This window comes from Serratia sp. OLAL2, assembly GCF_002752475.1.
Taxonomy (GTDB): Bacteria; Pseudomonadota; Gammaproteobacteria; order Enterobacterales; family Enterobacteriaceae; genus Serratia; species Serratia bockelmannii.
Genome location: NZ_MSTL01000018.1, coordinates 42,121 through 55,015 on the forward strand (window position 1 = coordinate 42,121; position 12,895 = coordinate 55,015).

Below are 12,895 nucleotides of genomic sequence, written 5' to 3' on the forward strand. Positions count from 1 at the left end.
GAAGCCGATGATTAAATGGTACGAAGAAAGCGATGCCGAAGTGAACCGCAGCATCGCGCTGCTGACCGGAGAGAACCCGGACAAGTGGTATCCCTACGGTGGTGTGAAAGGTAAAGATTACTGCAAGAATCCCTCCGATGCCTGGCCGATCATTTGCGCCAACAAAATCAGTCTGAACCCCGACAACCAAAGCGACAGCCCGCAGTGGCAGGCGCGCATGAGCACCCAGGGCGGTGAATGGCAGGCGGACAGCGCCAGCCCGCTGCGCGCGGCGATGATCTGCTTCCTGATGAGCCGGCAGGCTAACTGAGTCGAACAATACCGGTGATTGGTAAGAGTTTCTCCTTTTTCTAATAACAGAGCTGTCGTTGGCGGAGGCTGTTTATGAAGCGCATTATCAAAGGTGATAAAAACTTGTCTCATCTGGTGATTGCCCATGCGGCGATCGATCGTCATGCCGAAAGCTTTGGCCAGCGTCGTCAGGGTTGGCCCTCGACCTACCTGATAAAATATCAAAACGATCGCGTGGCGGTGGAAGTGGTCACGCGTCGCCAATCTTATGTCGCCACGCTGATGATAGGCGCGCGCAACCTGACCAAACTGTGCGGCATGCCAGGCTGAACGCCGCCATTTCACGCTTTCTCACGGTTAAAAAATCGCGCTCCGCTACGCCGTCTCGGGGCGCTTCTCCTTGATGCTCACGGGGTTAAGTGTTAAAAAGCCGCCCGCAGATACATTTATTGATTGGTGAAATCTTGGCCGATAACGGCAAGGGTGTACGCCATATGAGGATAAGATGGGCGGTCAGCATCAGGATACTCCGCTAAAACGCGGCTTAAAAAACAGACATATACAGCTTATTGCCCTCGGGGGCGCCATTGGCACCGGTTTATTTCTCGGCATTGCGCAAACCATCAAGATGGCCGGCCCCGCCGTGCTGTTGGGCTACGCCATCGGCGGTTTTATCGCGTTTTTGATCATGCGCCAGCTGGGCGAAATGGTGGTGGAGGAGCCGGTCGCCGGATCTTTCAGCCACTTTGCCTATAAGTATTGGGGCGACTTCGCCGGCTTTCTTTCCGGCTGGAATTATTGGGCGATGTTCATTCTGGTCGGCATGGCGGAATTGACCGCCGTCGGCATCTACATTCAGTACTGGTGGCCGGAGATCCCCACCTGGGCCTCCGCCGCGCTGTTTTTCGTGCTGATCAACCTGATTAACCTGGTAAATGTGCGCCTGTACGGCGAAACCGAGTTCTGGTTCGCCATCATCAAGGTGGTGGCGATTGTCGGCATGATCGTGTTCGGCGCCTGGCTGTTGGCGAGCGGCAACGGCGGGCCACAGGCCAGCATCACCAACCTGTGGCAGCAGGGTGGCTTTATGCCGCACGGCTTCTCGGGGCTGGTGATGGCGATGGCGGTGATCATGTTCTCGTTCGGCGGCCTGGAAATGGTCGGCATCACCGCGGCGGAGGCCGCCGATCCGCGTCGCAGCATTCCTAAAGCCACCAATCAGGTGGTGTACCGCATTCTGATCTTCTATATCGGCTCGCTGACTGTGCTGCTGTCGCTCTATCCGTGGGGGCAAGTGGTGGAGGGCGGTAGCCCGTTCGTGTTGATCTTCCATGCGCTGAACAGCAATCTGGTGGCAACCGTGCTCAACGTGGTGGTATTGACCGCCGCGCTGTCGGTTTACAACAGCGGTGTCTACGCCAACAGCCGCATGCTGTTTGGGCTGGCCAGCCAAGGCAATGCACCGAAGGCGCTGACGCGCGTTAACAAGCGCGGCGTGCCGGTGCTGTCCATCGCGCTGTCGGCGTTGATTACTTCGATCGGCGTGCTGATTAACTACCTGATGCCCGGTAAGGCGTTCGAGTTACTGATGGCGCTGGTGGTTTCAACGTTGGTCATCAACTGGGTGATGATCTGCCTGGCGCACCTGAAATTCCGCGCTGCCAAGACCCGCCAGGGCGTCATTCCCAGCTTTAAGGCGCTGTGGTATCCGTTCGGCAACTACCTGTGTCTGGCGTTCCTCGGCCTGATTCTGGTGATTATGTATTTCAGCGAAGGGATCCGTATTTCGGTGCTTTTGATGCCGCTGTGGGTTGCGGTGCTGTGGTGCGGGTTTATGCTGACGCGCCGCAAAGACGCCAAGCGTTAATCTGTTTGCTGCGGAGGCGTATGGCGCGCCTCCGCTTCTCTTCTCGTTAGCCGCGCGGCATAAAGGCGCGCCCCTCTCCGTGCCCCCGCCCCAGCAGTTTCCGGCACAGCAACAGCAGAGTACTGATCACGTCGATGGCCACCACGCTGAGCATCAGCAGGGTCAACATGAAGAATCCGAGCAGCGAACCGCCCAGCAGCACCAGCGGTGCAGGTACGCGCAGACGGCGCAACTTCATGGCGAAATACATTTTCCAGTATTGCTTCTGCGCCAGCAGCGCGCTGCGAATACGGCGCCCCAGGCTTGAGCCTGATTTGCGGGATGTAGAACGACTCATAACTTCTCCTTTTCTGTATGCCCTACAAGTCAATCACAAAGATCTTAAGAGAGTCTTAACGGGCTCTTGGCGGCCCTGGCTGTCTCACCGGAGTGAGACAACAGCATACGGCAAAAGGTCCCGAGATGCAGCGCACGGCTGACAAAGTGCGAGCTTCATCGGGTTTGTTACACTGAAAGTCATGCCCGTGCAGGGCGCAGTGGTCGGGAGAAAAGGCTGGATGAAAAGAATCAACCGTTATTACGACGCGGCCAAGGCGCATCATACGCCGGAGGGATTTCGCAACCTGGAACCTTCGCGGCGTCAGGAGGGGGACCTTCAACGTTGGCAAGATGAACGCAAGCGCCAGGGATTGCCCAAGCCGCCGCAGCAGGGTTACGCACAATTTACCGAACGCTGGTGGCAGCCTGCCGATCTCAGCGGCAACGACGACAGCGTCTGGTGGTTGGGGCATGCCTCGATGCTGCTGCGGTTGAGCGGGCGCTATATCCTGATCGATCCGGTGTTGTCCGAACGTGCATCGCCACTGAGCTTTTACGGCCCGAAGCGCAGAACGCCGCCGCCGCTGACGGTGGAGCAACTGCCGGCGGTGGATGCGGTACTGATCTCCCATAACCATTATGACCACCTTGACAGGCGCACGGTGCGGCAATTGGCGCGGCGTTTCCCTCAGGCCGAGTTCATCGTGCCGCTCGGCTTGAAGCGCTGGTTCCGCCGTTATCGGCTGAAGGTGCATGAGCTGGACTGGTGGCAAAGTCTGCCGTTGGGCGAGCTGACGGTCTACGCCACGCCGGCGCGGCACTGGAGCATGCGCACGCTGTGGGATCGCAATCGCTCACTGTGGTGTGGATGGGTGATCCACCATCCGGGGCTGCGGTTTTATTTTTCCGGCGACAGCGGTTATTCGGAACGGCTGGCGGAGATTGGTCAACGGCTGGGGCCGTTCGACGTGGCGGCGCTGCCCATCGGCGCCTACGCACCGCGCTGGTTTATGCAGGAGCAGCATATGGATCCGCAGCAGTCGGTGACGCTGTACCGTCAACTCAATCAGCCGCGCGCCATTCCCATCCATTGGGGGGTATTCGAATTGGCGGATGAGTCGCTGGACGAACCGCCGCAGCAGTTGAATCTGGCGCTGAGTGAGGCGGGGCTTGAACAGCATCAATTCCACCCGCTGAAGATTGGCGAGCGCATCGCGTTGCAGGATTCTCAGCAAGCGTGGTCTCTTCGCCCTGCGGTACAGAGGAAAGAATAAGAGCAACGGTTTGAAAGCGCGGCAGTAATTAGCAAAATTGATAAGTGCGGGTGGTGATTCAAATAACCACCCGATCTTCAGGATTTAATTCAACGCCACACTTTTGCTATTCATAAGATTATTCCGGCTATTCGGACTGATGGTTTTCGGATTATTTAGGATGAAGCCACTGGCCAGCGGGAGAGGCGTCTGGACGTTGCATGCTTATGCAACCGTTGTGCAGGACGGTAACATCATCGCCCGCCTGTGTGCTGCTCCTGCTCGCGCGGTGTGGCGGCAGGGCTGAGGGCTGATGATGATGCGTTTTCGACGGTAAAGGGTCGGAGCAGCGATGAATAAATTGGCCCCCGTTCATCGATATTCAAATGTTGCATATCAAATTCCATAAAGATTCAAATTTTTTAACGCTATAAGCGGCAAAAAAGCGGAAATGACGAGACGGACATGCGACAAAACGATGAAAGTTTTGTTAAAACTCCACCAGAATGCGGGGTCTGGTGCGGTGGTTTTAGCAAGCAGAAAATAGCCGATGCTTCAACATCTTTTGGCCTATTTAAGCAAATGTGGCTCTCGACCGTTTCAAATATGTGCGACATGTCGTTCAGTGATTAAAAATGGCTTGCCATCGCATACAGAGTATGTGATAACGCATCTGGGTAAAACGAGGTACAGTTCTGTATATGTGTGGCATTTTCAGTAAAGAAGTTCTGAGTAAAGACGTTAGCGTTGAATACCGCTTCTCTGCCGATCCTTATCTTAGTGCCTCAAGCAGTAACGACTCTAGTTTGTCTATGTAACGCCCACGGGCGGTTTAAACAATCCAAAGGAAATACTCAAGATGGCAAAGATCAAAGGTCAAGTTAAGTGGTTCAACGAGTCTAAAGGTTTCGGTTTCATCACCCCGGCTGACGGCAGCAAAGACGTGTTCGTACACTTCTCTGCAATCCAGGGTAACGGCTTCAAAACCCTGGCTGAAGGCCAGAACGTTGAGTTCGAAATCCAAGATGGCCAGAAAGGCCCATCTGCAGTAAACGTTACTGCTATCTAATCAGCGTCAGCTGTACAAAAAGCCCGCCTTCGCGCGGGCTTTTTCGTTTCCGTCATCCGGCGGCGATGACGATGCCTGCGTACTGGTTGCGGCCTTTGATCCCCGGATGCGTCGGATCCTGCGCGCGCCGATGGCTGTTGCGGCGATAGCTGGTGTATTTGAAGCGCTGCGGCCGCTGCGGGTCGACGTCCGGCGTGCAGATGGTGCAACTGCCGGCGCGGTCAACGGCGGCGAAACCGAGCGCCGTCAGCTTGTATTCGGCAATTGCGGCCAGATCCAGATGCCGGTAATGCGGGCTGATCAGCGTGGCGGGCAGCGGCAGGCGCTGTTTAAAATTCTCCACCAGCGCTTCATCGACTTCGTAGCAGCATGGGCCGGCGGCGGGGCCGATAGACACCACCCAATCGGCGGTGTCGCCATCTTGGCGAATGCGGGACGCCATCTGCTCCAGAATGCCGTCCATTAACCCGCGCCAGCCGGCGTGTACCGCCGCGATAGCGCCACCGTCGCGGCGGCTGAACAGCACCGGCAGACAGTCCGCCGTCAGTACGCTGATCAGAATGCCGGGCTGGCGAGTATAAAAACCATCGGCCTCGCCGCACGCCTGCGCCGGTTGCAGCACGTCGACGATGCGGGTGCCGTGTACCTGCTTTTTTTCCGGCAGCGTGGCGCTGTAGGGCAGTAGATGCCCTGGCAGCAGCGCGAGTTTGCTGCCGAAGCCGTGCTGAATGTGAGGCACCGCATCGAGCAGCGCGGAACGATCGCTCATAAGTTATGTTCACCTGCGTGAGAAAACAGACTCTCAGTGTAGCCAGCTTTTTCCCCGCTTGGCCAGGTGTTGTTGGCGGCGAAAGCGAGTGGGGATGCGCCTTGCATCAAACCGGCGCCTTCTTTAGACTAGCCGCGCCCTGTCTCTCTGGAAGCCCATTCATGTCTTATCAATGTCCCCTGTGTCATCAATCGCTGCATTTTTCATCACAACACTGGCGTTGTGACGGCAATCATCAGTTCGATCAGGCCAAAGAGGGCTACGTCAATCTGCTGCCGGTACAGCACAAGCGATCGAAGCAGCCGGGAGACAGCGCGGAAATGATGCAGGCGCGGCGAGCGTTTCTCGACGGTGGATATTATCAGCCGTTGCAAGAGCAGGTGGCCGAGTGGCTGGGTTTGGCGCTGGCGGCCGATGCTGGCGCGTTGTTGGACATAGGCTGTGGGGAAGGGTATTACACTGCCGCGGTGGCCGCCAGGCTGGCCCAGGAGCGCAATATGGCGGTCTATGGGCTGGATGTCGCCAAGGTGGCGATCCGCTACGCCGCTAAACGTTATCCGGCGGTCTCGTTCTGCGTCGCTTCCAGTCACCGTTTGCCGTTCGCCGATGGGGCGTTGGATGCGGTCTTGCGCATTTATGCACCTTGCAAGGCGGAGGAGCTGGCACGGGTAGTGAAGCCGGGCGGCGTGGTGCTGACGGTGTCGCCGGGCCCGCGTCATCTGTACCAGCTGAAAGAGCAGGTGTACCAGCAGGTGCAGCTGCATGCCGAACAGGATGAACAGTTCGCCGGATTCGACTGCGAGCGCAAAGAGGCGCTGGCCTATACGATGACCCTACCGGGCACGCAGGCCGCCAATCTGCTGCAGATGACGCCGTTCGCCTGGCGCGCCACGCCGGAGGTGCAACAGCGGGTGGCCGAGAGCGGCGAGTTTGTGTGCGAGACGGACTTCGTGCTGGCGTTGTACCGACGTCGCGCTTAAGGGGCCTTGAACTCAAAAACAAAAAAACCTGCCGCGGCAGGTTTTTTTCAAAGCGAGCGCTTCAGGCCAGGTAGCCGAGGTGCTCCAGCAGAATGTTGACGCCGATACCGATCAGCACCACGCCGCCGAGGATTTCGGCGCGCTTGCCCAGCAGCGGGCCGATAAAGCGGCCGATCATCATGCCTAACGTCGCCATGATCATGGTGGCGCAGCCGATGGCCATCGCGGTATGCACGATGTTCACCTGCAGGAAAGCCAGACCGACGCCGATGGCCATCGCGTCGAGGCTGGTGGCGATGGCGGTGGCGACCAGCAACCAGAAACCATGACGTTTGACCTTCTCTTCTTCATCGGGCTTGTTACGTACCCCTTCGACGATCATGCGCATGCCGAGAATGAACAGCAGCGAGAAGGCGACCCAGTGGTCCCATTCCATGATGTATTGACTGGCGAACAGGCCGATGGCCCAACCGATGAGCGGGGTGATCGCTTCGACCACGCCGAAGATCAGGCCGGTGCGGATCGCTTCGCGGAAACGGGGTTGATGCAAGCTGGCACCTTTGCCGATCGACGCGGCGAAAGCATCCATGGACATGCCAAAAGCGAGAATAAGCGTTGCTGAAAGGTTCATGTGAAATAGCCTCGGCCGGGTGGCTCCATATACACGTAACCCACCCCCAACCAAACGACGGAGTTACGTGTCTATGGTCTCGCCAACCTTACCTGGCTGCCCGCACCACGTTTCTTACGGCGAAACGAGTATGTTGATACGGGCGTTTCTGGCTTTTTATTCTCCAGAAACCGGCTACTCCCCAATGACGGCGCAACCATATCATATTATTTCCGCCACGGACAACCTTATTCTATGGCAATGTTTGTTCTTAATTGAGACTCGTTTTCATTAATCTAATTTCATGCGGGAATATAATGTAGCCAGGGGTAACAATGTTGCAGAAATAATAGTCAGAAAGGAGATTGCGCTGCCGATTAATTACCCACAAGCAGCGCAAGGTTTGAGCTAAAATAACGTTAATTTTTCTTTATTTATTGATTATCAACAAAAAAGTGGTAAATCTTCTCCAGGTCGTCCAGGTGGGTCACCTGAACCAACAGCCGGCGCTGTTCCAGGTCGACGGCCAGAATGCCGTCCTCCGATAAATTCATGGCTTTAATGCGGTTATATTCGACAAACACATTGGCGAAGAAAAAACCGTGCGCTTTAAACACCATCTTGGGAGCGCGAATATAAGAAATATAGATGGCGAGCAACGCCAAAGAAATAAGCAGATAGGTGGTTAATACCGCACCGTTGTCGGTGACATTGCGGTAAATCAGAATGGCGATCAGGCCGACGAAAATCAGGCTGTCGAGGCGGTGGCGGCGTTTAAGCGGTACTTTGAGCCGCGTTTTACCTTTCAGCAGATCCATGCCGAATTCGTCGTACAGCGAATACAACAACAGCAGGGCGATAAACAGCATCAGTACGGCGTCGGTCAGTGACATCTCTTGCTCCATAAAAAAGCCGGGGGTTGCCCCCCGGCCGTTTCGAACGATTACAGGCCCAGCAGGCCAATCCAATAGCCAAAGATACCGATGACGAAGAAGCCGATGATGATCCACAGCGCGTTGACTTTCTTGCGCAGCAGCCACATACAGGCGAAGGTCAGCAGCAACGGCACCAGGCCCGGCATCAGCTGGTCGAGGATGGTCTGCACCGTGGTGACGTTGGTATGCCCGGTCTGGTCGGTTATCTTGGACACCACCAGCGGGATATTCACGTGCGTCCACTTGTTGACCAGCGCCCCCATGACAAACAGGCCGAGAATGGACGCTCCTTCCGTCAGTTTCTGCAGGAAGCCGCCGCCCATGTCGTTGACGATATCGACCCCTTTACGGTAACCGTAGGCCACGCCGTAGTAGCGGGTCAGCAGGCGCACCAGGTTGAACAGCACGAAGAACAGGATCGGTCCAAGCAGGCTGCCGCTCATGGCGATGCCCGCCCCAAGCGCGGCGAACACCGGTCGCACGGTACCCCAGAAGATCGGGTCACCGACGCCCGCTAAAGGCCCCATCAAACCGACCTTGATGCCGTTGATTGCGGCGTCATCGATCGGCGCGCCGTTGGCGCGTTGCTCTTCCATCGCCATGGTCACACCGAGCACCGGCGCCGCCACGTAAGGGTGGGTGTTGAAGAACTCCAGGTGACGCTTGATCGCCTGTTTGCGATCGTCATTGTTTTCCGGATACAGGCGGCGGATCACCGGCACCATCGAGAAGCAAAAACCCAGCGCCTGCATGCGTTCGAAGTTCCATGAACCCTGGAACAGGTTCGAACGCAGGAATACGCCGCGAATATCGGCCGGCGTGAGTTTCTTTTGAGCAGTTGTATCAACCATTTCTCTCACCTATTCCTAGTCGAGTTCGTTATCGAGATCGTTCGCGTTAGCCGGGCCGGCCTGTACAACTTGAGACTTGTTGTATTTCGGGCTGAGCTGGATATACAGCACGGCCATCACCACGCCAATGACGCCGAGCGCCACCAGGTTGAAGTTGGTGAAGGCGGCGGTAACGAAACCGAGATAGAAGAACGGCATCAGGTAGCCGGCGCGCATCATGTTAATCACCATTGCGTAACCGACCACGACGATCATGCCGCCGGCGATGTTCAGGCCGCTGGTGACCACTTCCGGGATCGAGTTGAGCAAGGCGTGTACCCCGGCGGTGCCGACCGAGATGGCGACAATGACCGCCGGGATGGCGATACGCATCGCCTGCAGCAGCAGGGCGCCGACATGGATCCAGCTAATGGCGCGCAGGCTGCCGCGCTCCGCTGCGCTATCCGCCGCGTGCTGGAACGCCACGGTGAGGGTACGCACGATGATGGTTAATACCTGGCCGGCCGCCGCCAGCGGAATGGCCAGGGCGATACCGGCGCCGACGCTTTGCCCGCCGGCGATGACCAGAATGGTCGAAATGATGGACGCCAGGGCAGCATCCGGCGCGACGGCCGCACCGATGTTCATCCAGCCCAGGGCGATCATTTCCAGCGTACCGCCGATGATGATGCCGGTTTTCATATCGCCGAGGATAAAGCCGATCAGGGTACAGGCGACCAGCGGACGGTGGAACTGGAACTCGTCGAGGACGGAACCCATCCCGGCGATACAGGCAACGATAAATATCAGCACAATCTGAAGAGTGGTGATCTCCATTGCACTTCTCCTATGACCAAAAAAGCTCTGAGTAAAATAATTAGCGGCTGGCGCCACTAATTGAGTTTGTTAATCAGGTCCATCATTTTTAGCCGGCTGTCGGACGAGACCTTACGTACCTCCAGCTCGATACCGCGATCGTTCAGTTTCTTAAACGCTTCGATATCTTTTTCATCGACGGAAACGGCGTTGTTCACCTGGGTTTTCCCCTGGCGGAACGCCATGCCGCCGATATTGACGGATGTAATCTCCACGCCGCCTTCCACCAAACGCCAGACGTCGGTCGGGTTGGTGAATAACAGCATCACGCGATCGTTGGCGTATTTCGGGTTGTTCCAGACGCGGATGGCCTTCGCCACGTCCACCACGTGGGCGGTGACGCCCGGCGGGGCAACCTGGGTCAGCAGGGTCTTGCGCACATGGTCGGCGGCGACTTCATCGCTGACGACGATAATGCGGCTGACGTTGGTCTCTTTGGTCCAGCGGGTAGCGACCTGGCCGTGGATTAAGCGATCATCGATGCGCGCCAGGCCGATTTTCATGTGGTCGTTCGGCCCCAGCGGCGCCTGAGGGGCAGCGGCTTTGGCGACGGGGGCTGCGGGTTTTGCGGGTTCTTCCTGCGGTTTTTTCAGCGCTTTCACGCCTTCACGGCCGGTTTCCAACGCCAGCGCCACCAGTTCATCGAAAGCGGGGTTGTCGTCCCGCGCCATGAAGGTTTCCACCAGCATCGGGATGTTGACCCCGGTGACGACCTCATAGTTTTCTTTGTCGACCGCAATGCGGCTGGCGGCGTTGAACGGGCTGCCGCCCCAGGTATCCACCAGGAACAGCACGCCGCCGCTGGTATCCAACCCACTGATTTTTTCGTTGTACTTGACGATTAACGTTTCGGCATTCTCACCGGGAACGAAGTCTATAAAGGCGACGTTGTCCTGCTCGCCCAATAGCATCTCCGCCGTTTTCAGCAGTTGTTCCGCTGCAGCCCCGTGTGTGCCGATGATAATAGCTATTGCCACTCGCTACCTCCTCGTTGAACTCCAGACGCGGTGTGTGTCGTTTCTCCGCGCCGTCTTGGCAGTCACTTCCGCGGTTCAGATACATTATGGTAGAAAAAAAGAAACGCACGCCTAACATTTCTCACGCAGTTTCAAATGCCTGTGCGTGATACTTCACGAACGCGAGATTTATTTTAGTGAGTGAAAAAATATTTTTTGTGACGTTGCTCTGCTATTGAATGCTCGGAGAAATCTTAGCTGTCGCAGACGATATGGTGTGGCGCCACCCTAAACCGCCGTTGAAAAAGCCGCTTTGTCCCCCAGAAAAATCCTGATACAGTAATTTCTTCTTTCATCACTAAGGAGTGAAGGGCCTCAGCCCTCCCTATGGACTGTCACCGAAGTTACTGTTTTTCCAGGTTTCACCCGCCACCTGCTGGCGTTGTATATGCTGTTCGGCCCTTCGGCCATCTCCCGGTAACCCCATCCCGTCACCTTGCTATTGTCGACTGCGCCCATGCAGCGGCGGCATCGTCACGTCTGAGCGGCGAGCGCTCATTCCCACTTTTTTCTGGAGTCTGATATGGAATTTTTAATGGACCCCTCTATTTGGGCGGGGTTGCTTACGCTGGTGGTGCTGGAAATCGTGCTGGGCATCGACAACCTGGTGTTCATCGCCATTTTGGCCGACAAATTGCCGCCGAAGCAGCGCGATAAGGCGCGCGTTATCGGCCTGTCGCTGGCGTTGCTGATGCGTTTGGGCCTGCTGTCGGTGATCTCCTGGATGGTAACCCTGACCACACCGCTGTTCAGCGTCGGCGATTTCAGCTTCTCTGGCCGCGATCTTATCCTGCTGTTCGGCGGGGTATTCCTGCTGTTCAAGGCCACCATGGAGCTGCATGAGCGGCTGGAAGGGCAGACGCACCAGGATGGCGCCAACCGCGGTTATGCCAAGTTCTGGGCGGTGGTGGTGCAAATCGTGATCCTGGACGCGGTGTTTTCGCTTGATGCGGTGATTACCGCCGTAGGCATGGTGAACGATCTGCCGGTAATGATGGCGGCGGTGGTGATCGCGATGGCGGTGATGCTGTTGGCATCCAAGCCATTGACCAACTTCGTCAATGCGCACCCGACCATCGTGGTGCTGTGCCTGAGCTTCCTGTTGATGATCGGCCTGAGCCTGATCGCCGAAGGCTTCGGTTTGCATATTCCGAAAGGCTATCTGTACGCCGCGATCGGCTTCTCGATCCTGATTGAATTGTTCAACCAGATCGCGCGTCGCAACTTCATCAAGCATCAAGCGCGTCGGCCGATGCGCGAGCGCACCGCGGAAGCGATCATGCGCCTGATGGGGCAGCAGCGCGCGCAGCAGTCGGACGATGAGGTCGCTTTGCCGAGGGATGAAACCTTTGCGGCGGAAGAGCGTTATATGATCAGCGGCGTGTTGACGCTCGCCTCGCGTTCATTACGCAGTGTGATGACGCCTCGCACGGACATCTCCTGGGTCGACTGCGAGCGCTCCCGCGAGGAGGTGCGCGCCCAGTTGCTGGATACGCCACACAGTCTGTTCCCGGTGTGTCGCGACTCGGTGGATGAGATCGTCGGCGTGGTACGCGCCAAGGATCTGCTGGTGGCGCTGGAGCAGGGTGAAGATATTGCCGAGTTTGCCGCCCGCACGCCGCCGATCGTGGTGCCGGAAACCATGGACGTCATCAAACTGCTGGCGGTGCTGCGCCGCGCCAAAGGGCGTCTGGTGGTGGTCACCAATGAATTTGGCGTTGTGCAGGGGCTGGTGACGCCGCTGGACGTGCTGGAAGCGATTGCCGGTGAGTTCCCGGACGAGGATGAAACGCCGGATATCGTGGCGGAAGGCGACGGCTGGCTGGTGAAGGGGGGAACCGATTTGCACTCGCTGGAACAGGCGCTGGCCTGCGATGACTTGGTCAGCCCAACCGCAGACTACGCCACCCTGGCGGGGCTGCTGTTGGCTCACTACGGCCAGATGCCGGTGGTGGGGGACACCATTGAACTGAACCACCTGCGTTTCGATATCGTCGAGGTCTCCGACTATCGCATCGAATTGGTGCGTGTTACCCGCGTCGTCTTTGACGAGCCGACGCAGTCGTAACCCTCCCGCCGGG

Annotated in this window: 15 protein-coding genes and 1 riboswitch; of the genes, 8 read left to right on the forward strand and 7 right to left on the reverse strand. The window is 57.2% G+C overall.

Features of this window, described 5'->3' with window-relative positions:
- Nucleotides 1–7 precede the first annotated feature (7 nt).
- From BVU99_RS13690 to BVU99_RS13700, 3 genes are all read left to right on the forward strand, one after another.
- Nucleotides 8–310, forward strand: a complete 303-nt coding sequence (locus BVU99_RS13690) for a phage protein NinX family protein (RefSeq protein WP_004927682.1) — start codon at nucleotides 8–10, stop codon at nucleotides 308–310.
- Between the two features lie 74 nt (nucleotides 311–384).
- Nucleotides 385–621: a DUF4060 family protein gene (locus BVU99_RS13695; RefSeq protein WP_025303167.1), complete on the forward strand. Its 237-nt coding sequence runs from the start codon at nucleotides 385–387 to the stop codon at nucleotides 619–621.
- A gap of 175 nt (nucleotides 622–796) precedes the next feature.
- Nucleotides 797–2,158 (forward strand): amino acid permease, encoded by a 1,362-nt coding sequence (locus BVU99_RS13700; RefSeq protein WP_049203952.1) that lies wholly within the window; start codon nucleotides 797–799, stop codon nucleotides 2,156–2,158.
- A gap of 46 nt (nucleotides 2,159–2,204) precedes the next feature.
- Here the strand turns inward: BVU99_RS13700 and BVU99_RS13705 are convergent, their stop codons facing one another.
- Nucleotides 2,205–2,495: a hypothetical protein gene (locus BVU99_RS13705; RefSeq protein WP_033640076.1), complete on the reverse strand. Its 291-nt coding sequence runs from the start codon at nucleotides 2,493–2,495 to the stop codon at nucleotides 2,205–2,207.
- Nucleotides 2,496–2,715: 220 nt separating this feature from the next.
- On the opposite strand from BVU99_RS13705, the gene BVU99_RS13710 reads away from it, so the two are divergent.
- From BVU99_RS13710 to cspE, 3 genes are all read left to right on the forward strand, one after another.
- On the forward strand, nucleotides 2,716–3,750 hold the full coding sequence (locus BVU99_RS13710; RefSeq protein ID WP_043143568.1) for an MBL fold metallo-hydrolase: 1,035 nt from the start codon (nucleotides 2,716–2,718) through the stop codon (nucleotides 3,748–3,750).
- Between the two features lie 680 nt (nucleotides 3,751–4,430).
- Complete coding sequence (locus BVU99_RS13715; RefSeq protein WP_002211058.1) at nucleotides 4,431–4,547, forward strand: DUF2627 domain-containing protein; 117 nt, start codon at nucleotides 4,431–4,433, stop codon at nucleotides 4,545–4,547.
- Nucleotides 4,548–4,588: 41 nt separating this feature from the next.
- Entirely contained in the window at nucleotides 4,589–4,798 is a 210-nt protein-coding gene (cspE, locus tag BVU99_RS13720) for a transcription antiterminator/RNA stability regulator CspE (protein WP_002221949.1), read from the forward strand.
- 52 nt (nucleotides 4,799–4,850) lie between these two features.
- Here the strand turns inward: cspE and pgeF are convergent, their stop codons facing one another.
- A complete protein-coding gene (gene pgeF / locus BVU99_RS13725; protein WP_099817154.1) occupies nucleotides 4,851–5,567 on the reverse strand; it encodes a peptidoglycan editing factor PgeF in 717 nt (238 codons plus the stop codon).
- A gap of 161 nt (nucleotides 5,568–5,728) precedes the next feature.
- Between pgeF and rlmA the strand changes: the two genes are divergently transcribed.
- A complete protein-coding gene (gene rlmA, locus BVU99_RS13730; protein ID WP_099817155.1) occupies nucleotides 5,729–6,547 on the forward strand; it encodes a 23S rRNA (guanine(745)-N(1))-methyltransferase in 819 nt (272 codons plus the stop codon).
- Between the two features lie 61 nt (nucleotides 6,548–6,608).
- On the opposite strand, the gene mntP is transcribed toward rlmA, so the two are convergent.
- The 5 genes from mntP to manX form a co-directional block, all read right to left on the reverse strand.
- Nucleotides 6,609–7,178, reverse strand: a complete 570-nt coding sequence (gene mntP / locus BVU99_RS13735; RefSeq protein WP_025303161.1) for a manganese efflux pump MntP — start codon at nucleotides 7,176–7,178, stop codon at nucleotides 6,609–6,611.
- A 7-nt stretch (nucleotides 7,179–7,185) separates the two neighbouring features.
- Nucleotides 7,186–7,373: riboswitch (yybP-ykoY riboswitch) on the reverse strand.
- Between the two features lie 218 nt (nucleotides 7,374–7,591).
- On the reverse strand, nucleotides 7,592–8,050 hold the full coding sequence (locus tag BVU99_RS13740; protein ID WP_025303160.1) for a DUF986 family protein: 459 nt from the start codon (nucleotides 8,048–8,050) through the stop codon (nucleotides 7,592–7,594).
- Nucleotides 8,051–8,100: 50 nt separating this feature from the next.
- Nucleotides 8,101–8,943 carry a PTS mannose transporter subunit IID gene (locus BVU99_RS13745; protein ID WP_015378157.1) on the reverse strand — a complete coding sequence of 281 codons (843 nt, stop codon included), beginning with the start codon at nucleotides 8,941–8,943 and terminating at the stop codon, nucleotides 8,101–8,103.
- 15 nt (nucleotides 8,944–8,958) lie between these two features.
- Nucleotides 8,959–9,759: a PTS mannose/fructose/sorbose transporter subunit IIC gene (locus BVU99_RS13750; RefSeq protein WP_015378156.1), complete on the reverse strand. Its 801-nt coding sequence runs from the start codon at nucleotides 9,757–9,759 to the stop codon at nucleotides 8,959–8,961.
- 56 nt (nucleotides 9,760–9,815) lie between these two features.
- Nucleotides 9,816–10,775: a PTS mannose transporter subunit IIAB gene (manX, locus tag BVU99_RS13755; RefSeq protein ID WP_025303159.1), complete on the reverse strand. Its 960-nt coding sequence runs from the start codon at nucleotides 10,773–10,775 to the stop codon at nucleotides 9,816–9,818.
- Nucleotides 10,776–11,337: 562 nt separating this feature from the next.
- Between manX and BVU99_RS13760 the strand changes: the two genes are divergently transcribed.
- Entirely contained in the window at nucleotides 11,338–12,882 is a 1,545-nt protein-coding gene (locus BVU99_RS13760) for a TerC family protein (RefSeq protein ID WP_025303158.1), read from the forward strand.
- Nucleotides 12,883–12,895 lie beyond the last annotated feature (13 nt).